Raw genomic sequence first — 17,709 nt, 5'->3', positions numbered from 1 at the left:
CCTTACTTACCTCCTATAAAACTTGTGAACTAGAAAAAAAACGCGGTTCGAATTACCCGCATACGAAGGGTCTCCGGGAGGACCCAAGACAGGGGGGGGTCATGACTTCCCTTCTAGGATGTTGCGGATGCGGTAGCGCAATCTTGGGTTGAACTTGTCGATGGCGGCTTTGATAGGCTTGCCGAAGAAGTCCAGCCGGGCCTTGTAGAACGGCCGCTTGACGAACATGATGATGGGCTTCACGTCCGCGCCGTGGGTACCGGTCTTGGACCAGATGCCGGGGTGCAGGTGATTGCCACCACGCCCGCTGCGCAGCTTGCCGTGACCCAGGAAATACGCGACGCCGTTGATGGTCTTGAAGCCAGCCGCGCTGCGCCCGGCCTTGGCCAGATTGGCTTTGCGCCTGGCCGTCATGTTGGCTTTGTAGCCCTGCTCACCGAAAGCCTGGAAGTAGCTGATGAGCTGCACCATGAAGCCGCCCTTGATGTTGCCGTATTGGTCCAGCGGGCACTGCTCACCCGGAACGATGGAGTAACCCGCAGGCAGGATGCCGGCCCGAGCAAAAGCCACCTCACTGGCCTTGTGCTTGCGCTGGCCGCCGTAGATGCTGGCACGCAGGATGTTTTGCGGGTCCACACCCTTGCCGCCCATGTAGCGCGGCGCCACGGTGGCCACCAGACTCTCGGGCGTGGCCTTCTCGACCTGAATGCTTTTCTTGAGGTATGGCGTGACGCCATCGAACGACGCGCTCATCTCGGCCTGAACGATCTTGCGGCCTTCAAACGCTGCATCGTTGAGCGCTGCAGCAGTGGCAGTCTTGATCTGCGGGCCACTGAGCTGACGGATCAACTTCAAGGCTTTGGTGAAGTCAACTTCCATCTTGATCTTCATGCTTGCACCCCACCAATCAACCCAGCACTCACGCCGAACATTACTTCACCCCACGAGAGCGGGGTTTCGCCGATGGCAGGTGCTCTAACGCCGTGACCTCGTCCGGGCCAATGCAAAGCTTTCCCTTGACCAGGGCGCGTATCCGCTGCTCGTCGTGGCCATGCTCGACCCACACCGCCAGCATGGCCTGGCGGCGCGTCTTGCACTCGGACCGGCTGACGGGTAGACCGCCCAGATGCTGAATCAGCCTCGCTCCACAGCACAGGCAGGCGGGATTGAAAAACCGGCACCCGGCGAAACCTTTGGCGACTTGGCAGCATGTGCATATCACGCCACCACCGGCTTCAAGAGTTCGGCTATCCGGGCGCGCTCTTCTGCGGACGGGCCCTTTCGTGGGACAAGCGCCTCCGCGTCCAGCCGGGCCAGCGTCGGATCAACACCCGGGCGACCCGGCACCGTGACGGCGATGGGCGCAGGCACTGTCATCGATGTAGCCGCAATGGCAGCCGCACTTTCCATTTGCCGCTTGACGATTCCCAGCACGTAGGCGAATTCGGGCTTACCGGCTTTCACGGCGATCTGTGCCGCCGCCGTGAACTGACCGACTTCGGCTCCCTTCGCCAGCAACGCCAGCAATTCCGGGTGCGACGGGTTGACCGAGGGTATCCGCTCGGATTTCAAAACCACACACACGGCCCCGGCCTTGGTCACCGAAGTGCTCGGCTCGTTCGCGAACGTTGGCGGTGTCTGTGTGTTCTTCTCTTCTCTTATCTCCTCTCCTCTCCTCTCCTCTAGCGTTCGATTGCGTTCGGCTGCGTTCGGCTGCGTTTGCGTGCGTTCGGTGCTTACGGAATCTGCACCAGAAACGTGCAAATCACCCTTATTGGCCTGTTTTTTAGCCTCGCGCCACTCTTTTGCACGCTCAGCAGACCCATCCTCACGCCCGGGCTGGCGTTTGTCCCAGCCCGACACTTGGTCACCATCGAGCACACGGCCTTGCATGGCGTTCACGATGGCATCGACTTGTTCACATTCAAGGTCGAGTGCGTTCGCCACATCTTCGTTGCACACGTCGTGCGTTCGCCCGCGTTCGGTTGCGTTCGATGCTGACACAATGATGTGCAGGTACACCGCCATCACGGAAGCGATGCTCTGTTTGGACACCTTGGCTATGGTGCGCCACTTGGGATCATTGGGCATGTCCGTCCACAAACGCAGCCAGGGTTGACGCTGATGAATGGTTGCCATTTTTAAGCTACCAAACTCGCCTGCGTCATCGGCACCCGCACGGGAAGGATATTGCTGCCCGTCACGGCACAGGCCCGCGCCACCTCCACGCGCTCCAGCCGGCCAGCGGACACCAAGGCATTGACACGGCTGCTCACGCTCGACATCTCAATGCGCACGGCATAACCCTGGGCTAGGCTGAAATGCTGCTCGTAGCGCTGCTGAATCTCGCGCCCGCTCAAGTCTCTCGCCCCATTGCGTTGCGCGGCAATACAGATATCGAGAATCTTGTCCTGCAGCTTCTTGAGGTTGCTCAGGCCAACAGCGCCGAACGCCTGGGCGCTGGTCTGGGCAGAAGTGGTTTGTGGTGAGTGATGCATGGGTTACACCTTGGTGGAGGATGGGATATCGAGCTTGGCTGCGGCCTGCACAGCCAGTGCCGCCAGCAGATCGCGGCGCTCTTGCGGGGTGGACAGTGCGCACACAGCCTGCTGCTGCTTGGTCAGCCAGGGGCCGTTGTTGATCTGGGGTTTGACGGGCTTGATGCGGCCGGCCGGGGCGATGCGCCAATGGAAGACGCAAGGGGTGTCGAAGCCGGTGTAAGGCGCGGCGGGTTTGTCGCTGGCCATGGTCACGCGCCCTGCTCTGCGCGGTTCAAATAAGCCGCCTTGCCGGCCAGGTTGCGCTTGGCCAGCGAGCCGCGCAGGGCATGCAGTTTGGCAATCAGGGCGCCGCACTCGCGGTCGATGCGGGTCAGTTCGTTGTCCGTGATATTGCCGTCCGCCAGGTCGCTGGCGACTTCCTTGCACAAGTCCCCGAAACCCTTGGCCGAGTCGGCCAGGCGCAGCATGCAGTCATCGTTCGGCAAGTCGCCAGCCAACGGCAGCGGCACCAGCATCTGGCCGGCGTTGGTGGCAAAGGCCGACAGGATGCGCAGATCACCGGTCAGGTAGGTAATAGTTTCGGCATCCAGCAGACCCAGCTTGGCCGTGCCGGTGCCTGCCACCTCGCTACTCAGATAAGTGCTGCTCTTGCCCAGACGCGGGGCCAGAGAGCTGGCCCCGCCCGGGTAGTCGTGCACCACGTGATAAGCCGCATCGCGCAAACTCATTGCAATCATTGCAAAACCTCAAAAGTGTTGTTACAGACAGATACACATGGCCCGCCGACACTGCGGGCATGAAACGAACAAAGACCGCCCACCGCCCCAAGCGCCCAAGCACCGCGCACTTGCCTGCGTGCGGTACCGGTAACAGGGAGAGGGCCACCAAGGGTAGAGCGCCGGAATTGATGGCGGCGGGCGGGAAATGGGCGAGCAGCCCGCCTGACTACACTGATGGATCTCACACACATCAACTTCATCAAGGGGCTACTCATGAAACACACAATCGAAGAACTGCAATTTGCAGCAACCGTCCGGGAAATGGTTCGAAATCGGCAGAATGCCAAATCCATAAACATGACCAAGGAAGAAGCCGCTGCATACAGGGATCTGCCAGCCAACGACCTAATCGCGGACGTATTGGAGGAGCTTGGTCGTCTCGCAACCATCATTTCGATGAATCGGGCAGACTGACTTTTAACGCCAAAGCATCAATTTGCGAAAAAATACGGCTATGGATATCTTTAACATCCACAATCATTTGCTGCAGCTGCGCAGTTAAACCACCAACAACATCAAGCAGTGACGTCGGAGCCAGGACAGGTGTCGGCGATCCGATAAGGTGGAATGTCACCACGGGCATCGGCTTGCTCACCTCAGAGCATGTGGCCAGCCGCTTTGCGGTAGTGCTGCGCATCTCAAGCCACCCCCGTCTCTGTCGCCTGAAACGGCGGAATCTTCTTGGAGCGGCGATCAATATCCACCAAAGCACCCTTCTCCATGCGGGGACTGTGGCGACGCGCGACGCCGGTGCGCAGGGCGCCGAGCTGATCGGGGATGACGACCACGGGCGCTACGGATTTAATAGCTGCCTGCGCAATGGTGGTGGGGGCTTCATGCACTGTTCCAGAGAGGGCTGTTCGCAAATACTCCCAATCAAGGTCAGGGCGAATATCTTCCGGCTTGATGACCCCGTTGGACTCCAACCCAATGCGCAGGCACAACACCTCACCAATACGCTGGTTCACCGAGATCGCTTTTCTAAGGTAGCCAACCGTGGTGCCGCAGCGCTTGGCAAACGCCTCCCGATCTTTGTGATTCAGGCTGTTGAGGTATATGAGTAATTTGTCCATGATCCTGAATATACCTCAAGGTATACACTCAATCAATACCCACAGGGCGTTTACCCGTAGGTATTTACGGAAGAAAATTCCGGGAATGCCTGAATTCACCAATCACCAACTGCTACTGATGCGTTTGCGTGACGATCGCTGTAACAAAAAAGCCGCCGAATTGGCACGAAAAATCGGAAAAGACGCCACCTACGTGAGCCGTCTTTTTTACCCAATCGGCAAAAAAGGTGGGAAAGGCGTTGGCTTGGAAATCATGACCGCCTGCACAAAGGCATTTGACCTTCCCGCCGGCTACTGGGACGGCGCAGTTGATTTGCCGGCCAACTACAAAATCGACCGCGACAGCCATTCAAATGGGCACGAACCCGCAAATGAATCTGGCGTCATCCAACTTCCAACACAAAGGGTCGACAGATGGACTGCCGAGGCCATGGATATTTTGTCAAAACTGAATGAAGCACAACGGGCCGCCTGTGTAGTCCAACTAAGAGCATATGCAGCAGCAGTTGGCCCACCCCGCGACGGCCAAGCTCTATCCGTGGCCGATCAAAAAAAGGGAGCCGCGTGAGTCATACAAAAAACAAGACCACGCGCCAAACAAATCCGTCGTTGGGAAATGCCCTCACCCGTCGTAATGGCTGGTGAACTTTGAATTATTGAACCAAGCGAGATTTGAATGACTTTCCCTATTTTCCTGATGATCGTCGGCTGTATATTCGTGGCGGCCATGCTTTACAGGAGCACCGAAAACCTAAAGAAGGATTCGCAGCGGCACTGCATGACTTGCGGCATAAGCGGGCAACCAAAACAGATTACCAAAGGCAACGTACTTATCGAAATAGTCCTCTGGCTGTGCTTCATTATTCCCGGGCTGATCTACTCCATTTGGCGTCTCAGCTCACGCTACAAAGCCTGCCCATCTTGCGGCGGCACGACATTGGTGCCCATCGAATCACCGGCAGCTGTCAGCCATCGGAAAAGCCTTCAGGCGTGAGGCGACTGCTTGCCTGCATGGCCTTTGCTGTCGCCATGCCCGCCATGGCTCGCATCGAACGCAGCGCCATTGAGGTCCGAGCCTTCCAGCGCCACAACCCGTGCCCAGCCACGGGGCAGCGCCGGGGGACGTGCCCAGGCTACGTGATCGACCACATCCAGGCGCTGGCCTGCGGCGGTGCGGATGCAACCGGCAATATGCAATGGCAGACCAAAGCCGACGCCAAGGCGAAGGACAAATGGGAGCGCAAGGCGTGCGGGTGAACCGGACTGGAATCCGCATTTCAAAAAACTAACCAATAATTTAATCAGGGACAACATGGCAACCGCGAATAAAGAGCAACAAACAATCACCATTGCAAGCGAAGATGATGCCTTTCTCTACTTGGAGATGGCGCTTACAAAACAACTAGGGGACGGGACGTTTCATATTGAGTTTGCCAACTGGCCAACTCTGACAATCGCCCTGGAGGGGGATGGTTACGATAGCACCATTACCTCGCGCCTGGCCGAAGCTCTGGTAGGGCTGCAGCATGCCATGAACCGCACCTATGCCAGGGTGGCCCATGGGACCGGGAATCCAAATACCCTCACGGCCGAGGAGAAAAAGTCCATCCAATTCAAGGCCAAGGTTGAGAAGGGAAGTTCAATTATTAAGGTAGAGTTGGGCGATTATGCGGAAAAACTGGCAATAGCCTTGGCGGGAAAAATGGACGGAACAGACATCGTAATGACAGTGGTTGCCATGGCCGTCATGGGCAGTAGCGTGCTCGCTTATAGAGCCTTCTTGCAGCATAGATCCGAAGATAAAAAGGTCGATATCGCGACGCAAGAGCGGATCGCATTGAGCCAGGAAGAAACAAAACGACTGGCGCTATTGGCTCAGGCGATGGCAGAGCAACCACGGGTCGCGGCAACGAAACAGGACTTTGATGACGTCCGGCATGACATCGTCAAAAGTGTTTCAGATGCCAAAACACTGAGCGTGCAAGGCATCACCCTGACAAATAGTGAAGCCAAAACCATCGCCGCAACGCCCCGCACAAAGGCGGAAGATGTCCAAGTCAACGGGAATTACCTGATCCACAGGATTGACTGGTCAAAGCAGGATGAAGCACGGTTATCCCTGTTCAGTACCGATGAATCGCTTGAATTTTCAGCAACACTGAATACCGGGAACTTGTCGGCAGAGCATAAAGAAAAGCTCAAAGCCTCAGAGTGGGACCGAAAACGGCTTCACCTCTCCATCAATGCGACACGGCTGCGCGGCGAAATAACGACGGCAACAATTGTCGGTGTTGAGTGGCCCAAGGAACCATAGAACAGCGACCACGCAGAAGACCACCCATTGAGGTGGTTTTTTTTTGTCTGTCTTTTTTAGTTCCTTGCCAGGCACGGTGCCGGGTGATGGATTATTGCAAAATAATTACCCCTAGGTATTGTAAATATAAATACCTTGAGGTATATTTACACCCAAGCCGCGAAACAAATGTAAGACGGCTTTGCGGAACAGGTGGCAGCGAGGGATACCCGGTAGCTGAGAGATCTCCCAAGGACTCGACCCACTTTCCTAAATGAGGGCTCGCCACACAAGGGGCGTTACCAAATACCGCGTTGAGGCGCGAGTCGGCCAAGACAAAAAATTGACTCAAAACCATGGGCTCACAGCGAGCCCATTCACAAGCGTTGCGTGCAGGGCTTGTGAATTACCCAAGGAGAGAGTGATGGCTTACATACACGTGCATGTCGAGCTTGATGAATTCAGCGAAAGCGAGTTAATTCAAGAAATGAAGTCCCGAGGATTCTCGTGCGTCAAGACGGGCGCATCTTGCGAACATGAATCCATAACCAGTGCTGATTTCGAGCGTATCGAGCACCTTGTCATTTGCGGGCAAACATCAGCAGCGCGCAGCGAAGTACTGCACCTTGTCGGTAACGTCATCGGGCGCGACTTGACGCACTAGCGCCCTGCGACGGCCCACCCACCCAACCAGCCCAAGAGCTGGTTTTTTTACGTCTTAAAGGAGTGACAAGTGCAGACAGCAACGCAGACCCCACCCAAGGCAACGCCGAGTGAAAACAAGCGCTGCATCACGCAAATGCGGCGCCGCTTTGAGCGCTGGGAATTGACGCACCTCCGGGAGCTGGCGGCGAGCCTGCACGGCCAACTCGAAGAAGCCATTGCCCAGGCCGATACCGCCGAACGACACGCCCACAACGCCGAACGATGCGCCGACCATTGGCGCGATCACGCAATGGCGTTGCAGGATGAAGTACTCGGCGCGCCCGGTTGCCAAATATCTATCGGGCTGTCCAAAGACGGCGCCCTCCATATCCTGGACAAGACCAACGGCCACATGACTGACCTCCAGGCTTGCGAATTGCTGGAGCGCATGCTGGCACACACCAATACCGACACCCCGAGCTTCGTCCTGACCCAGGACCACCTGACGGCGATGAAGCGGCTGATGACAGACGGTGCCGCATGAGCGCCCCCACCTACTCCTGGGCCCGGCTCCACGTCCCGTTTTTCCCGCAGCACCACGGCCTGTGGCTGATCACAACCCGCTTCAATTACACCTACGCCGCCGTTCAGGATGACTTCGGCAACTTGGTGTACGTCCCCACATGAACACCCATCCACTCCCCATCCGCCGGCTCGCCGCCAGCCTGATTGCCCTGGTCTTGTCCAGCGCCTGGCTGCTGGACGGCCCGAGCGACATTGAGGCGACCCAAGCCGTTGCGGCCGACCTGCAGGACGCTATTAAATCAGTAGCTATCAGCGCAGACTACACGAGGGCTAGAGGCCAAAAAGACCACAAAACAGCGCTGACGGAGGTGCAGCCGTGAACTGTTGCGAACAATCCGGCCCCGGCGCGGGCTGCAAGCAGGGCCCGGGCTGCCCGGTGCGGGCGTCCAAGGCCGCCTGCGCTGGCGAGGCCTATCCGCTGCCGATCTGGTACGCCGGCGACGAGCCCAAGCCCGACACCTTCGCCCAGTGGGCCTACTGGGGCGCGGTGGTGCTGCTGACCGTGGTGAGCGCGTTGATTGCGGCCGGCGTGTTTGGCTATGCGCAGAGCATGGGGTTGTTCGCATGATGAGCGCCACCGGCACCCTGACGCTGGCCGAGCGCGAGCTGCTGGCCACAGTCGCCAGCGATGGCACGTTTGTGCTGGCGCTGCTGGCGTTTGACCACCGGGACGAACTATTGCCGCCGGTGCCGTGGCGCATCACCTGGTGCGGGCTGAACGCCAAGCTGTTCTGGCACATCAACCAGCACGCCATGAAGGCCGGGCGCGTGATCGATATCGAGGCGACGCGGCTTTGGCCCTTTGGCAATGCCCAGCTTGGCAAGCACGAGATGCACGCCACGGCGACCCGCATCACGCTGCGGCCAGACCTTGAAGAAATCAGAGCGCAGCGCCCGTCTGTAGTGCGTGAGCAGCTATCAGAAACAGAGCCAGCCAAGCCGGCTTGGCCTTTTTTAACCGCCTGAGAACCCCATGGCCCACGAAATCATCAGCGTCGAGCGCATCAAGCGCGAGGCCCGGCAGTACGCGCAAACGTACGCCAACGTGAATGACGCCTGCCCCTACTCGTTTCAGAGCGAGGCCGGCAAGTTGTTCAAGCAAGAATTTTTTATTGCCCGCGAAGAAAAACAGAAAGGCGTCACCGTATGACACAAACCCGCTTGGGCTCGCTCGTGGAAGCCTGCCTCAACGTGCTGATTGGCTTCATCATCAACATGGCGGCCAATTTTGTGATCCTGCCGCTGATCGGCTTTCGCATCAGCCTAGTGCAAAACCTGTTCATCGGCGTGCTGTACACGTTGATCAGCGTGGCGCGCAGCTATACGGTGCGGCGCTGGTTCAACGCCCGCATCCACAAGGCCGCGCAGCGGCTGGTGGGGGAGTCGGCATGAGCGAAACCCACAATACGCAAGGCCTGCCCGGGCGCATCTATGCCCGCACGCAGAAGCTCAACCGGGAGCAGATCGCAGATGCGCGCAAGCACAGCAGCGCGCTGGCGACCGGCGTGAAGATTTGCAACTCCAACACGCCAGACAGTTACCGCGGCGACGAACTGGGCGCACCAGCCACGCGCCCCGGCGCCGACAACCACCAGGCACTGCCAAGCCGAATCGGCGAGCAACTGATCTACCGCAGTGCGGGCGAGGTGGCGGCGTGAAGGCGATCGATCTGTTCGCCGGTGCCGGCGGCTTCAGCACGGGCGCGCAAATGGCGGGCTGCAATGTGGTCTGGGCGGCCAACCACTGGCAAGCCGCAGTTGATGTGCACTTGCTCAACCACCCCGGCGCAGCGCATGCCTGCCAAGACCTGCAGCAAGCCGACTGGACGCAAGTACCGGCGCACGACCTGCTGATGGCCTCACCGGCATGTCAGGGCCACAGTCGGGCCCGAGGTAAAGACCGGGCGCACCATGACGCGCAGCGCTCAACGGCATGGGCTGTTGTGAGCGCGGCCGAGTGCCACCGGCCTGCCATGGTACTGATTGAAAACGTGCCCGAGTTCGCAACATGGACCTTGTACCCGGCATGGTGCGCAGCAATGAACGCCTTGGGCTACGCACTGCAGCCGATGATTCTCGATGCCGCTGACCATGGCGTGGCGCAGCACCGGCGCCGCCTGTTTGTTGTTGGCACGCAAACCAAGCACCCAATTGAGCTGGTATTTCCAAGCCGCGAGCATGTTGGAAGCGCCAGCATCATCGACTTTGACGCCGGGCGCTGGTCGGCCATCGACAAGCCGGGCCGGTCTGGTGCGACCCGGGCGCGAGTTGCCTGTGGACGTATCGCGCACGGCTCTCGCTTTGTCATGCCCTACTACGGGAGCGGGTCCGGACTTACCGGGCGCTGCCTGAGCCGGCCGCTTGGAACTGTGACGACGCGGGACCGATGGGCCCTTGTCGATGGTGACCGCATGCGCATGCTCAGTACCCAGGAATGCCGCCGCGCAATGGGCTTCCCGGATAGCTACCTACTGCCAAAGAAACACAAAGATGCCTTGCACATGCTGGGCAACGCCGTGTGCCCGCCGGTGGCGCGCGACGTCATCAACGCCATCAGGAGTCAAGCATGAGAACCAGCATCCCGACGAAACGTCCCTACATCGGCCCAACGCCCAAATTCTGGCGGCCCAAGCTGGCGGCGACCCAATGCCTGGATGCCAAGATCATCCACTGGGATCTGATCGGCCGCTTCACCGACGGCAGCGCCACCACCGGCGACCTGTGGGACTGGATCGAGACCGGCTACACCTACAGCCAGATCATGCGCCTGCAGACAGAGGACGGCACCGAGTTCACGCCCGAGGCGGTGGCCGCCATGTCCGAGCAGCTTGACATTTACGCCAGCGTGATCGCCCGCTTTCGCACCACCGGGCGCGTCGGCTTCAGTGGGCCGGAGCTGTGCGTGGCCAAGGCGGCGGCGCACATCATGGACGGCCTGATCGACATTGACCGCCATGGCATCGCCGTAAAAGCTGCTTATTGGAGCCTGGTGCAAATGGACCGCATCCGGGCCCTGGGCGGCAAAGCAATGAGGGCCGCGGCATGAGCGACTACATCAACCCGGCCGACTGCGCCGACGTCATCCGCCACGTCACACCGGATGAAAAGTGGCTGACCGCACAGATTGCCCGCATCGATCCGCACCACGACGAGCAAGGCCACGACGCGGGCTACACCCGGGCGCTCGAAAAGCTGGCGCTGCAGCAACGCGACGAACTGGCCAAGCTCAAAAAAAATTCAACCACTTAAACCACCACCCAAACCACCATGCTACTCACACCTATCACCCTGCCCGTCACCCTGGAGCTGTGCAGCAAATCCAAAGCGCTGCTGGATTTCCTGCGCACACAGGAGACGGGCGCTACGCCCGCGCCCCTCGTCAAGCCCACGGACACCCCCACCCCGCCCGCCATGGGCGAGTACTGGCCCGGCCAGGGCGGGCGCTACCTCTGCACCCTGCCGGCACTGCTTGGCATGCCAGCGCGCCATTTGATCGCCGGGGATGGCGAAGCCGAGGATTTGAAGTTCGGGCCCAGCATCGACGTGCCAGGCGCCACCAGCCAGATTGACGGCGCCGCCAATACCGACGCCTTGTGCGCCTGCAGCGAAAGCCACCCAGCCGCAAAGTGGGCCCGCGCCTACCGCGCCGATGGCCACACTGATTTTTTCCTGCCCGCCAAGCTGGATTTGGTGATGAGCCATATCTGCGCGCCGCAGATTTTCAAGACAAGCAGCGATTACTGGACCAGCACGCAGGGCTCGCGCAGCAGCGCCTTCGTCCAGGACTTTGAGGACGGCTACTCGGGCTGGTACAGCAAGGGCAGCGGGCATCGGGTTCGTGCCTTCCGCGTGATTCCACTTGAGCCCTTGAACACTTAAACCCTTGACCGGCGCAGCCGGTTCGCGAGATTTTTTCACCCACCAATAGGACTTGTCCATGACCCAAAACAGCTTCACCCTGCCCGCCTTCGGCGCCGTCATTGCCGGCCAGGGCGGCATCTTTGCCGCCATCCTGCGCGGCCCCACCGTTGACGGCGTGCAGCAGCCACCTTACGCCCTGCTGGTATCCGATGCCGCCGTCGGCGAAATTGAATCAGTCACCTGGGGCGAATACGGTGTCGACGTGCCCGGAACCAGCAGCCGCACCGATGGCCAGGCCAACACCGCCGCCATGGTGCTGGCCAACGGCCCGGCCGCCCTGCGCGTGCGCGAGGTCAGCATCGACGGCCACACCGACTTCTACCTGCCCGCGCTGGGCGAATTGAATTCTGCCGCCGCCAACGTGCCCGAGCTTTTCAGCAAAGAGGGCTGGTACTGGACCAGTACGCAGCTCTCGCGCGACAACGCCTTCGTCCAGGACTTTGAGGACGGCTTCTCGGGCTGGGACATCAAGGACCTCGGGCATCGGGTTCGTGCCTTCCGCCGGATTCCACTTGAGCTCCTGAACACTTAACCCTTCACCGGCGTGCGCGCCGGTCCGCGATTTTTTTATTTTTACGAGGATCACCTATGACAACTTCCACTGCCACTGCCACCGCTACCGCACCGGCCATCATCACACAGACCAACACCCCGCCAGCCCATGGCGAGTACTGGCCGGGCCAGGGTGGACGCTACATCTGCACGATTGCCGCCTCGTTGGGACTGGCTGCCCGCCACCTGATTGCAAGCGACACCGAAGCTGAAGATTTGCTGTTCGGCCCCTCCCTTGACGTGCCAGGCGCCTGCAGCCAACTGGATGGCCCAAGCAATACCGCTGCCCTGCTGGCTACCGGGAAGGACCACCCGGCCGCCGCCTGGGCCGCCGCCCACACCGCTGATGGGCATACCGATTTCCACCTGCCCAGCCGGCACGATCTGCTGATGGCCTACATCTACGCACCGCAGCACTTCAACAAAGAGGGCTGGTACTGGAGCAGCACGCAGTACTCGCGCAACATCGCCTTCGTCCAGGACTTTGAGTACGGCGTCTCGGGCTGGTACAGCAAGGGCAACGGGCATCGGGTTCGTGCCTTCCGCTGGGTTCACTTGAATCCTTGAGCACTTAAACACTTTTGACAACCCGCCGGCGCAAGCCGGTCCGCGAATTTTTTTGACCATGGCCATTTACACCGAACTCCCTATTTACAAACACGGCTGCGACCTGTTGTCGCTGGCGCTGGACGTCCAGGTCCAGATGCCGCGCATGTTCAAGCGCAGCCTGGGCGAAAAAATCCACGTCAAGTGCGTGGACATGCTGGAGTCGATGGCCATGGCGAATGCTTCGCGCGGTGGTGATCGGGTTGAGCAGCTCGATACCCTGCTGCAGCACCTGCGCGCCACCACCGCCATGCTGCGCGTCAGCCATGACAAGCGGCTGATCTCACCCAAGCTCTGGGCCCGCTCGGTCGAGCTGCTGGACGCTGTCGGCGCCCAAGCCGGCGGCTGGCGCAAGCAGACCCTGGGCAATCTTTCCGCAGCGCCTGCTGTATGACGGTCAAGGCCATCATGCCCGTGCGTTTAATGAATCCGGTCGAGCCGCTGGGCCACAAGCCCACCGCCATGCGCAACACGGAGACCGGCGAGCCGCAACAGCTCGCGCTATGGTCCGGCGCAGTTACTGGGCTGATCGGCGAAAGCCTTCGGCCCGGCGATGTAGATAGCTCGAAAAATCGCAGAACTCGCGCAACAACGCCTTCGTCCAGGACTTTGAGAACGGCAACTCGAACTGGAACAACAAGGACAACGGGCATCGGGTTCGTGCCTTCCGCGGATTCATTCCCTCAAGGGGCCGCCATATGACACGCATCGTCTGTCAATTTTCATGCGGCGCCGCTTCGGCGGTTGCCACCAAATTGACGCTTGCTGAGTTCGGCGCAAGCCACGACGTGCAGATCATCAATGCTTTTCTGAAGAACGAACATCCTGACAACCGGCGATTTGCTACCGACTGCGAAACGTGGTTCGGTCGCCCAATGACTATGCTGCGTGACGTGAAATATGGCGCTGATGTGATCGAGGTTTTCAGGCGTAAGCAGTTCATCAAGAGCAGAAGAGGTGCGCCGTGTTCAATGGAGTTGAAGCGCAAGCTGTTGGACGCATGGAAGCAGCCTGGCGACGTCATGGTCTTTGGCTACACCGCCGAAGAATCGGACCGCCTTGATGACTTCCGCGAGCGCAATCCAGACCGCCCAGTCATTGCGCCGCTGATCGACAAAGGGCTGACCAAGGAAGATTGCAAAGCCATGGTGCAGCGCGCCGGATTGAAATTGCCATTCATGTACGAGCAGGGTTATGAGAACGCTAATTGCATCGGATGCGTCAAAGGTGGAGAAGGCTACTTCCGAGGCATCCGAGAGGACTACCCAGCCGAATTCAAAGAATTAGCCGATATTGAAGCGGAGATAGGGCCTGGGGCCTACATCCTTCGCTATCGCTCAGGCCCACTCAAAGATCAAAGATTTCCGCTTCACGATCTTCCGGCTGGCCCTCTTATTCGCAATGAGGCACTCCCGTCGTGCAGCTTCTTCTGCGAAATGGCAGAGCAGGAATACACAGCATGACCCTTGACCTCTTCCCCACCCACGACGAGCCGCCAGCACCGACTGTTGCCCCACCCTTCACCATGGCAGACCTGGTGCAAGCCTGGCTGGACTGCCGTCGCCACAAGCGCCAAAGCGCCAGCGCGCAGGCATTTGAGGCGCACGCCGAGCAAAACCTGTGCGCGCTTCGCGCCGAGCTTCTGAGCCAGACCTACACCCCGGGACGCAGCACCTGCTTTGTCGTGACCCGGCCCAAGCTGCGCGAGGTGTGGGCGGCGGATTTTAGAGACCGCATCGTGCACCACCTGCTGCACAACCAGATTGCACCGCGCTTTCACGCGGGATTTGTCGCTGGCAGCAGCGCCTGCATTCCCGGGCGCGGCACCTTGTATGCGGCCCAGCGACTGGAAGCCGACGTGCGCTCGATCACGCAGAACTGGAGCCGCCCGGCCTTTTACCTCAAGCTCGACTTGTCAAACTTCTTCGTGGCGATCGACAAGCACGTGCTTCGCGCACAGATCGCCCGCAAAGTGCCGGCGGGCTGGTGGATGGATCTGGCCGACACCATCCTGATGCACGACCCGCGCACCAATGTCGAGCTGCGCGGCCGGGCCGACCTGCTGGCCAAGGTGCCCGCACATAAGAGTTTATTCAATGCGCCGCCGGACACCGGCCTGCCGATCGGCAACCTGAGCAGCCAGTTTTTCGCCAATGTGCATCTGGACGCGCTGGACCAGTTCGCGAAGCACCAGATCAAGGCCCGGCACTACGTGCGCTACGTCGATGACTTTGTGTTGCTGCACGAGTCGCCCCAGTGGCTGCACGCGGCGCTGAAGCGCTTTGAAGCCTGGCTGCCTGAGCGCCTCGGCGCGCACCTGAACCCGACAAAAACTATTTTGCAGCCCATAGCGCGCGGCATTGACTTTGTCGGGCATGTCATCAAGCCATGGAACCGGACTACGCGAAAACGGACAGTAGCCACGGCCGTGAGCCGCTTGCGCACCATGCCGGCGGATGAGGTTTTCACCGCGGGCAATAGCTATTTAGGGCTGCTGCGGCAAGCCAGCCACAGCCACACCGACCGGGCCGACCTTGCCAACGTATTGCGCTGGCGCGGGCATGCGGTCAAGGGCGATTTCACCAAGATTTATAGGAATACATCCAAATGAGCAAAGACCTCAATCGCAAACTATGCGAAATGCTGCAGGTCGGCCGCAACGTCACCGAGTTCACCCTGCACTGCCAGGTCGATCAACCACCCCGGCTCGACGTCACCCGCTGGCTGACAGACAGCAACGATATCCGGGAGCTGACTACCCGCTTCGAGCTGCACGAGTTGCCGGGTGGTCTCCACTTTGATCTGGACCTCCTCGTGCGCGTGGCACAGCGGCGTGTGAAGGACTCCATTGATCGCAGCGCAGCGCACCACCTGCTCGAAATGGCGTTTCCGGAATTCACCAAACATAAATACCCAAGAATTGGAGACCCGGAATGAAACCAGCCATTGTTCAAATCCCCCCCATGTTCCTGGCCAGGGCGAATGCCGCTGCATTCTTGTCAGTCTCGGAATCCATGCTCGACCAACTGGTAGCGCGAGGTGAGGTTGCAAAACCGAAAAAACTGAGCCCAGGCCGCTCGGCCTGGCTGGTCGACGATCTGGTGACCTTCGGACGGACACGGCCCGAGTCCGACCTGTTGCCGCCGGCGAACAGTGGCTACGGCAGAGCCGGCAAGCCGGATTGATCGGCCGGTGCCAGCCCGCTCAAATAGGTTGAGAGCTGGCCCAGCCAATGCAGGCGCTCGGCGTCATAGGTGTAGGCGTTGTACGTCCCCACAATGTTTTCTGGCATGTGGCCGATGATGGCTTCACCGATTTCATTGGGGCAACCCAGCTGGGCCAGCAACGTGCGCCCGGTGCGGCGCAGATTGTGCGGCGTCCAGTGGGCCATGGGCAAGATCAAACCCTCGGACTGGCGGCGCTTGTCCTTTGACGAGCCAGCAAACAGGCTGTTGATGTAGGTCGAAAAGTCTTTTTGCTCGTACTGCTCGCCACGGGCATCCTCAAACAGCCAGCCAGATTCGCCCACCGAGGCCAGCCGACGCTGCACGATCGCCCGCGCCTGGCCAAACAGCGGCACCCGCAGATCTACGGCCAGCGCGTGCCGGTCATTCTTGGTCTGGGCCTTGGGCACGGTCCACCACAGCACCTCGGCCTCGGTGGCGACGTGCTCGGGCCGCATGCCCAGAATCTCGCTACCCCGGGCACAGGTCCACAGGTACATCGCAGTGGTATCCCAGCCCAGTGCGTGCATGTTGGGCAGCCAGGCCAACAGCGTGGCCACCTCGGCCGGCGGCAGTACGCGGCGTTGCTGGCCGACATGCTCACCGCCCACAATCTTGCCCTTGCTTTTCAGGCGACCTCGCATGACCTGGCGCCACCAGTTGGGCACGTCGCCGTCGAGCTGGCCCGAATCCAGCGCGTAATCCCAGGCCCCGCCCAGCAGCGAGCGTAGCTTTTGGGCGGCCGTCGGCGTAGCTTTTCGGGCGTCCAAAACGGTGAAGGCGGCGGCCCGGTTGATGGCTGCGGCCGGCTTGTCGGCAAAGTCCGGGTCGGCATCCAGCACGGCGCGCAGTGAGCGTGTGGCGGCCAGGGCGCCGGCGGCCTTGCGACCGGGCTCGATGTGGCCGCTGATGTAGTCATCCACCAGCCGGCGCACGGTGTACACAGCAGCTGCAGCGCCGTCGCCCTGCTGGGTCTGGCGCTGTGCTTTGCGCTCGGTCACCGGGTCGGCACCCTCGCCGCGCTGTTCGCGCAGGGTTTGCCACTGGGTTGCAGCCGTCTGCACACTCGTCGTGGGCCACTGCCCGAGGGCGACTTGCTTCATGCGGCCGTCGGCCACGGCTTTGTAGCGGTAGGTCCAGGTCTTGCGGCTGACGGATGCCACCAGGCGCAGGCCCGGGCACCCGTCGATCACCAGGTGTTCGCCGGCCTTTAAAAGCTTTGCTGCACGCACGTCAAAATACATGGCTCTATACTCACGGCTGTTGCCACGGCGTAGAAAGTACCATGGCGGCGCAGGGACAGCAAAAACCTACGCCAGAACCTACGCCTAGAGCATAAGTGTATAGGGGTTGATGTGGGCTATTCTGGGGTGCATAGAAAATGCAGAATCAGGAAAAAGGCTTACAATTCAGCCACTTAGAGTAAAAACATGTTGTAAATCAACAGGTTACGATAAGCGGGTGTAGTTCAATGGCAGAACTTTTGCTTCCCAAGCAAATAGCGTGGGTTCGATTCCCATCACCCGCTCCA

33 protein-coding genes and 1 tRNA gene are annotated in these 17,709 nt (G+C 60.0%); 26 read left to right on the top strand and 8 right to left on the bottom strand.

What is annotated here, in order from left to right; genetic code table 11:
• Positions 1-99 precede the first annotated feature (99 nt).
• From C5P05_RS03825 to C5P05_RS03805, 5 genes are all read right to left on the bottom strand, one after another.
• Positions 100-891, bottom strand: coding sequence for a hypothetical protein (locus tag C5P05_RS03825; RefSeq protein ID WP_114968536.1), 792 nt, complete (start codon positions 889-891; stop codon positions 100-102).
• Positions 892-1,218: 327 nt separating this feature from the next.
• Positions 1,219-2,139, bottom strand: a complete 921-nt coding sequence (locus tag C5P05_RS03820; protein ID WP_157979214.1) for a hypothetical protein — start codon at positions 2,137-2,139, stop codon at positions 1,219-1,221.
• A 2-nt stretch (positions 2,140-2,141) separates the two neighbouring features.
• The gene (locus tag C5P05_RS03815; RefSeq protein WP_114968534.1) at positions 2,142-2,498 is read right to left on the bottom strand and encodes a hypothetical protein; all 357 of its coding nucleotides are present in this window, start codon (positions 2,496-2,498) and stop codon (positions 2,142-2,144) included.
• Positions 2,499-2,501: 3 nt separating this feature from the next.
• Positions 2,502-2,747, bottom strand: coding sequence for a hypothetical protein (locus C5P05_RS03810; protein ID WP_114968533.1), 246 nt, complete (start codon positions 2,745-2,747; stop codon positions 2,502-2,504).
• Between the two features lie 2 nt (positions 2,748-2,749).
• A complete protein-coding gene (locus C5P05_RS03805) occupies positions 2,750-3,238 on the bottom strand; it encodes a phage regulatory CII family protein (RefSeq protein ID WP_157979213.1) in 489 nt (162 codons plus the stop codon).
• Between the two features lie 255 nt (positions 3,239-3,493).
• On the opposite strand from C5P05_RS03805, the gene C5P05_RS03800 reads away from it, so the two are divergent.
• Positions 3,494-3,694 (top strand): hypothetical protein, encoded by a 201-nt coding sequence (locus C5P05_RS03800; protein WP_157979212.1) that lies wholly within the window; start codon positions 3,494-3,496, stop codon positions 3,692-3,694.
• Here C5P05_RS03800 and C5P05_RS33545 read toward each other — a convergent pair.
• Positions 3,669-3,917, bottom strand: a complete 249-nt coding sequence (locus C5P05_RS33545; RefSeq protein WP_157979211.1) for a hypothetical protein — start codon at positions 3,915-3,917, stop codon at positions 3,669-3,671. The two genes, C5P05_RS03800 and C5P05_RS33545, sit on opposite strands and share 26 nt — an antisense overlap.
• Before the next feature lies 1 nt (position 3,918).
• Positions 3,919-4,353 carry a transcriptional regulator gene (locus C5P05_RS03795; RefSeq protein ID WP_114968530.1) on the bottom strand — a complete coding sequence of 145 codons (435 nt, stop codon included), beginning with the start codon at positions 4,351-4,353 and terminating at the stop codon, positions 3,919-3,921.
• 85 nt (positions 4,354-4,438) lie between these two features.
• Here C5P05_RS03795 and C5P05_RS03790 point away from each other — a divergent pair, with 85 nt between their 5' ends.
• The 24 genes from C5P05_RS03790 (at position 4,439) to C5P05_RS03685 (ending at position 16,139) form a co-directional block, all read left to right on the top strand.
• On the top strand, positions 4,439-4,921 hold the full coding sequence (locus tag C5P05_RS03790; RefSeq protein ID WP_114968529.1) for a hypothetical protein: 483 nt from the start codon (positions 4,439-4,441) through the stop codon (positions 4,919-4,921).
• Between the two features lie 108 nt (positions 4,922-5,029).
• Positions 5,030-5,347 (top strand): YqaE/Pmp3 family membrane protein, encoded by a 318-nt coding sequence (locus tag C5P05_RS03785; RefSeq protein WP_114968528.1) that lies wholly within the window; start codon positions 5,030-5,032, stop codon positions 5,345-5,347.
• Positions 5,344-5,610: an HNH endonuclease signature motif containing protein gene (locus C5P05_RS03780; protein ID WP_198674612.1), complete on the top strand. Its 267-nt coding sequence runs from the start codon at positions 5,344-5,346 to the stop codon at positions 5,608-5,610. Before C5P05_RS03785 ends, C5P05_RS03780 begins: the two co-directional genes overlap by 4 nt.
• A 55-nt stretch (positions 5,611-5,665) precedes the next feature.
• A complete protein-coding gene (locus C5P05_RS03775; protein WP_114968527.1) occupies positions 5,666-6,667 on the top strand; it encodes a hypothetical protein in 1,002 nt (333 codons plus the stop codon).
• A gap of 403 nt (positions 6,668-7,070) precedes the next feature.
• The gene (locus tag C5P05_RS03770) at positions 7,071-7,310 is read left to right on the top strand and encodes a hypothetical protein (RefSeq protein WP_114968526.1); all 240 of its coding nucleotides are present in this window, start codon (positions 7,071-7,073) and stop codon (positions 7,308-7,310) included.
• A 69-nt stretch (positions 7,311-7,379) separates the two neighbouring features.
• On the top strand, positions 7,380-7,835 hold the full coding sequence (locus C5P05_RS03765; protein WP_114968525.1) for a hypothetical protein: 456 nt from the start codon (positions 7,380-7,382) through the stop codon (positions 7,833-7,835).
• Positions 7,832-7,978 (top strand): hypothetical protein, encoded by a 147-nt coding sequence (locus C5P05_RS33540; protein WP_157979210.1) that lies wholly within the window; start codon positions 7,832-7,834, stop codon positions 7,976-7,978. Before C5P05_RS03765 ends, C5P05_RS33540 begins: the two co-directional genes overlap by 4 nt.
• Positions 7,975-8,196: a hypothetical protein gene (locus C5P05_RS03760; RefSeq protein ID WP_114968524.1), complete on the top strand. Its 222-nt coding sequence runs from the start codon at positions 7,975-7,977 to the stop codon at positions 8,194-8,196. The genes C5P05_RS33540 and C5P05_RS03760 overlap by 4 nt, the downstream gene beginning before the upstream one ends.
• Positions 8,193-8,444 carry a hypothetical protein gene (locus tag C5P05_RS03755; protein ID WP_114968523.1) on the top strand — a complete coding sequence of 84 codons (252 nt, stop codon included), beginning with the start codon at positions 8,193-8,195 and terminating at the stop codon, positions 8,442-8,444. Before C5P05_RS03760 ends, C5P05_RS03755 begins: the two co-directional genes overlap by 4 nt.
• A complete protein-coding gene (locus C5P05_RS03750; protein ID WP_157979209.1) occupies positions 8,441-8,842 on the top strand; it encodes a hypothetical protein in 402 nt (133 codons plus the stop codon). The genes C5P05_RS03755 and C5P05_RS03750 overlap by 4 nt, the downstream gene beginning before the upstream one ends.
• 7 nt (positions 8,843-8,849) lie before the next feature.
• Entirely contained in the window at positions 8,850-9,026 is a 177-nt protein-coding gene (locus C5P05_RS33535; protein ID WP_157979208.1) for a hypothetical protein, read from the top strand.
• On the top strand, positions 9,023-9,268 hold the full coding sequence (locus tag C5P05_RS03745) for a DUF7220 family protein (RefSeq protein WP_114968521.1): 246 nt from the start codon (positions 9,023-9,025) through the stop codon (positions 9,266-9,268). Before C5P05_RS33535 ends, C5P05_RS03745 begins: the two co-directional genes overlap by 4 nt.
• Positions 9,265-9,534 (top strand): hypothetical protein, encoded by a 270-nt coding sequence (locus tag C5P05_RS03740; RefSeq protein ID WP_114968520.1) that lies wholly within the window; start codon positions 9,265-9,267, stop codon positions 9,532-9,534. The genes C5P05_RS03745 and C5P05_RS03740 overlap by 4 nt, the downstream gene beginning before the upstream one ends.
• Positions 9,531-10,445, top strand: a complete 915-nt coding sequence (locus tag C5P05_RS03735) for a DNA cytosine methyltransferase (RefSeq protein WP_114968519.1) — start codon at positions 9,531-9,533, stop codon at positions 10,443-10,445. The genes C5P05_RS03740 and C5P05_RS03735 overlap by 4 nt, the downstream gene beginning before the upstream one ends.
• Complete coding sequence (locus tag C5P05_RS03730; protein WP_114968518.1) at positions 10,442-10,921, top strand: hypothetical protein; 480 nt, start codon at positions 10,442-10,444, stop codon at positions 10,919-10,921. The genes C5P05_RS03735 and C5P05_RS03730 overlap by 4 nt, the downstream gene beginning before the upstream one ends.
• Positions 10,918-11,124: a hypothetical protein gene (locus C5P05_RS03725; RefSeq protein ID WP_114968517.1), complete on the top strand. Its 207-nt coding sequence runs from the start codon at positions 10,918-10,920 to the stop codon at positions 11,122-11,124. Before C5P05_RS03730 ends, C5P05_RS03725 begins: the two co-directional genes overlap by 4 nt.
• An 18-nt stretch (positions 11,125-11,142) precedes the next feature.
• Positions 11,143-11,754 carry a DUF1566 domain-containing protein gene (locus tag C5P05_RS03720; RefSeq protein WP_114968516.1) on the top strand — a complete coding sequence of 204 codons (612 nt, stop codon included), beginning with the start codon at positions 11,143-11,145 and terminating at the stop codon, positions 11,752-11,754.
• 58 nt (positions 11,755-11,812) lie between these two features.
• The gene (locus tag C5P05_RS03715) at positions 11,813-12,328 is read left to right on the top strand and encodes a DUF1566 domain-containing protein (RefSeq protein ID WP_114968515.1); all 516 of its coding nucleotides are present in this window, start codon (positions 11,813-11,815) and stop codon (positions 12,326-12,328) included.
• Positions 12,329-12,384: 56 nt separating this feature from the next.
• Entirely contained in the window at positions 12,385-12,915 is a 531-nt protein-coding gene (locus C5P05_RS03710) for a DUF1566 domain-containing protein (RefSeq protein ID WP_114968514.1), read from the top strand.
• Between the two features lie 58 nt (positions 12,916-12,973).
• Positions 12,974-13,348: a four helix bundle protein gene (locus C5P05_RS03705; protein WP_157979207.1), complete on the top strand. Its 375-nt coding sequence runs from the start codon at positions 12,974-12,976 to the stop codon at positions 13,346-13,348.
• A 304-nt stretch (positions 13,349-13,652) separates the two neighbouring features.
• The gene (locus C5P05_RS03700) at positions 13,653-14,417 is read left to right on the top strand and encodes a hypothetical protein (RefSeq protein ID WP_114968512.1); all 765 of its coding nucleotides are present in this window, start codon (positions 13,653-13,655) and stop codon (positions 14,415-14,417) included.
• A complete protein-coding gene (locus C5P05_RS03695; RefSeq protein WP_332871330.1) occupies positions 14,414-15,565 on the top strand; it encodes an RNA-directed DNA polymerase in 1,152 nt (383 codons plus the stop codon). Before C5P05_RS03700 ends, C5P05_RS03695 begins: the two co-directional genes overlap by 4 nt.
• Complete coding sequence (locus C5P05_RS03690) at positions 15,562-15,891, top strand: hypothetical protein (RefSeq protein ID WP_114968511.1); 330 nt, start codon at positions 15,562-15,564, stop codon at positions 15,889-15,891. Before C5P05_RS03695 ends, C5P05_RS03690 begins: the two co-directional genes overlap by 4 nt.
• Positions 15,888-16,139, top strand: a complete 252-nt coding sequence (locus C5P05_RS03685) for a helix-turn-helix transcriptional regulator (RefSeq protein ID WP_114968510.1) — start codon at positions 15,888-15,890, stop codon at positions 16,137-16,139. The genes C5P05_RS03690 and C5P05_RS03685 overlap by 4 nt, the downstream gene beginning before the upstream one ends.
• Here the strand turns inward: C5P05_RS03685 and C5P05_RS03680 are convergent.
• A complete protein-coding gene (locus C5P05_RS03680; RefSeq protein WP_114968509.1) occupies positions 16,112-17,422 on the bottom strand; it encodes a tyrosine-type recombinase/integrase in 1,311 nt (436 codons plus the stop codon). The genes C5P05_RS03685 and C5P05_RS03680 overlap by 28 nt on opposite strands.
• A gap of 213 nt (positions 17,423-17,635) precedes the next feature.
• On the opposite strand from C5P05_RS03680, the gene C5P05_RS03675 reads away from it, so the two are divergent.
• A tRNA-Gly gene (locus tag C5P05_RS03675) sits at positions 17,636-17,709 on the top strand.

Origin of the sequence: Rhodoferax ferrireducens (assembly GCF_003347515.1) — a bacterium.
Lineage (GTDB): Bacteria > Pseudomonadota > Gammaproteobacteria > Burkholderiales > Burkholderiaceae_C > Rhodoferax.
Note: the sequence above shows the minus strand (reverse complement) of the source record. Positions and strands in the feature narration are given on the sequence as shown.

Bases quoted from the DNA above. Each gene is read 5' to 3' on its own strand.
- C5P05_RS03695 (WP_332871330.1), top strand. From the start codon at position 14,414: ATGACCCTTGACCTCTTCCCCACCCACGACGAGCCGCCAGCACCGACT.
- C5P05_RS03705 (WP_157979207.1), top strand. From the start codon at position 12,974: ATGGCCATTTACACCGAACTCCCTATTTACAAACACGGCTGCGACCTG.
- C5P05_RS03725 (WP_114968517.1), top strand. From the start codon at position 10,918: ATGAGCGACTACATCAACCCGGCCGACTGCGCCGACGTCATCCGCCAC.
- C5P05_RS03740 (WP_114968520.1), top strand. From the start codon at position 9,265: ATGAGCGAAACCCACAATACGCAAGGCCTGCCCGGGCGCATCTATGCC.
- C5P05_RS03715 (WP_114968515.1), top strand. From the start codon at position 11,813: ATGACCCAAAACAGCTTCACCCTGCCCGCCTTCGGCGCCGTCATTGCC.
- C5P05_RS33545 (WP_157979211.1), bottom strand. From the start codon at position 3,917: ATGCGCAGCACTACCGCAAAGCGGCTGGCCACATGCTCTGAGGTGAGC.
- C5P05_RS03790 (WP_114968529.1), top strand. From the start codon at position 4,439: ATGCCTGAATTCACCAATCACCAACTGCTACTGATGCGTTTGCGTGAC.
- C5P05_RS03770 (WP_114968526.1), top strand. From the start codon at position 7,071: ATGGCTTACATACACGTGCATGTCGAGCTTGATGAATTCAGCGAAAGC.
- C5P05_RS03795 (WP_114968530.1), bottom strand. From the start codon at position 4,353: ATGGACAAATTACTCATATACCTCAACAGCCTGAATCACAAAGATCGG.
- C5P05_RS03700 (WP_114968512.1), top strand. From the start codon at position 13,653: ATGACACGCATCGTCTGTCAATTTTCATGCGGCGCCGCTTCGGCGGTT.
- C5P05_RS33540 (WP_157979210.1), top strand. From the start codon at position 7,832: ATGAGCGCCCCCACCTACTCCTGGGCCCGGCTCCACGTCCCGTTTTTC.
- C5P05_RS03680 (WP_114968509.1), bottom strand. From the start codon at position 17,422: ATGTATTTTGACGTGCGTGCAGCAAAGCTTTTAAAGGCCGGCGAACAC.
- C5P05_RS03745 (WP_114968521.1), top strand. From the start codon at position 9,023: ATGACACAAACCCGCTTGGGCTCGCTCGTGGAAGCCTGCCTCAACGTG.
- C5P05_RS03800 (WP_157979212.1), top strand. From the start codon at position 3,494: ATGAAACACACAATCGAAGAACTGCAATTTGCAGCAACCGTCCGGGAA.
- C5P05_RS03825 (WP_114968536.1), bottom strand. From the start codon at position 891: ATGAAGATCAAGATGGAAGTTGACTTCACCAAAGCCTTGAAGTTGATC.
- C5P05_RS33535 (WP_157979208.1), top strand. From the start codon at position 8,850: ATGGCCCACGAAATCATCAGCGTCGAGCGCATCAAGCGCGAGGCCCGG.
- C5P05_RS03750 (WP_157979209.1), top strand. From the start codon at position 8,441: ATGATGAGCGCCACCGGCACCCTGACGCTGGCCGAGCGCGAGCTGCTG.
- C5P05_RS03785 (WP_114968528.1), top strand. From the start codon at position 5,030: ATGACTTTCCCTATTTTCCTGATGATCGTCGGCTGTATATTCGTGGCG.
- C5P05_RS03760 (WP_114968524.1), top strand. From the start codon at position 7,975: ATGAACACCCATCCACTCCCCATCCGCCGGCTCGCCGCCAGCCTGATT.
- C5P05_RS03685 (WP_114968510.1), top strand. From the start codon at position 15,888: ATGAAACCAGCCATTGTTCAAATCCCCCCCATGTTCCTGGCCAGGGCG.
- C5P05_RS03730 (WP_114968518.1), top strand. From the start codon at position 10,442: ATGAGAACCAGCATCCCGACGAAACGTCCCTACATCGGCCCAACGCCC.
- C5P05_RS03810 (WP_114968533.1), bottom strand. From the start codon at position 2,747: ATGGCCAGCGACAAACCCGCCGCGCCTTACACCGGCTTCGACACCCCT.
- C5P05_RS03690 (WP_114968511.1), top strand. From the start codon at position 15,562: ATGAGCAAAGACCTCAATCGCAAACTATGCGAAATGCTGCAGGTCGGC.
- C5P05_RS03820 (WP_157979214.1), bottom strand. From the start codon at position 2,139: ATGGCAACCATTCATCAGCGTCAACCCTGGCTGCGTTTGTGGACGGAC.
- C5P05_RS03775 (WP_114968527.1), top strand. From the start codon at position 5,666: ATGGCAACCGCGAATAAAGAGCAACAAACAATCACCATTGCAAGCGAA.
- C5P05_RS03720 (WP_114968516.1), top strand. From the start codon at position 11,143: ATGCTACTCACACCTATCACCCTGCCCGTCACCCTGGAGCTGTGCAGC.
- C5P05_RS03710 (WP_114968514.1), top strand. From the start codon at position 12,385: ATGACAACTTCCACTGCCACTGCCACCGCTACCGCACCGGCCATCATC.
- C5P05_RS03815 (WP_114968534.1), bottom strand. From the start codon at position 2,498: ATGCATCACTCACCACAAACCACTTCTGCCCAGACCAGCGCCCAGGCG.
- C5P05_RS03805 (WP_157979213.1), bottom strand. From the start codon at position 3,238: ATGATTGCAATGAGTTTGCGCGATGCGGCTTATCACGTGGTGCACGAC.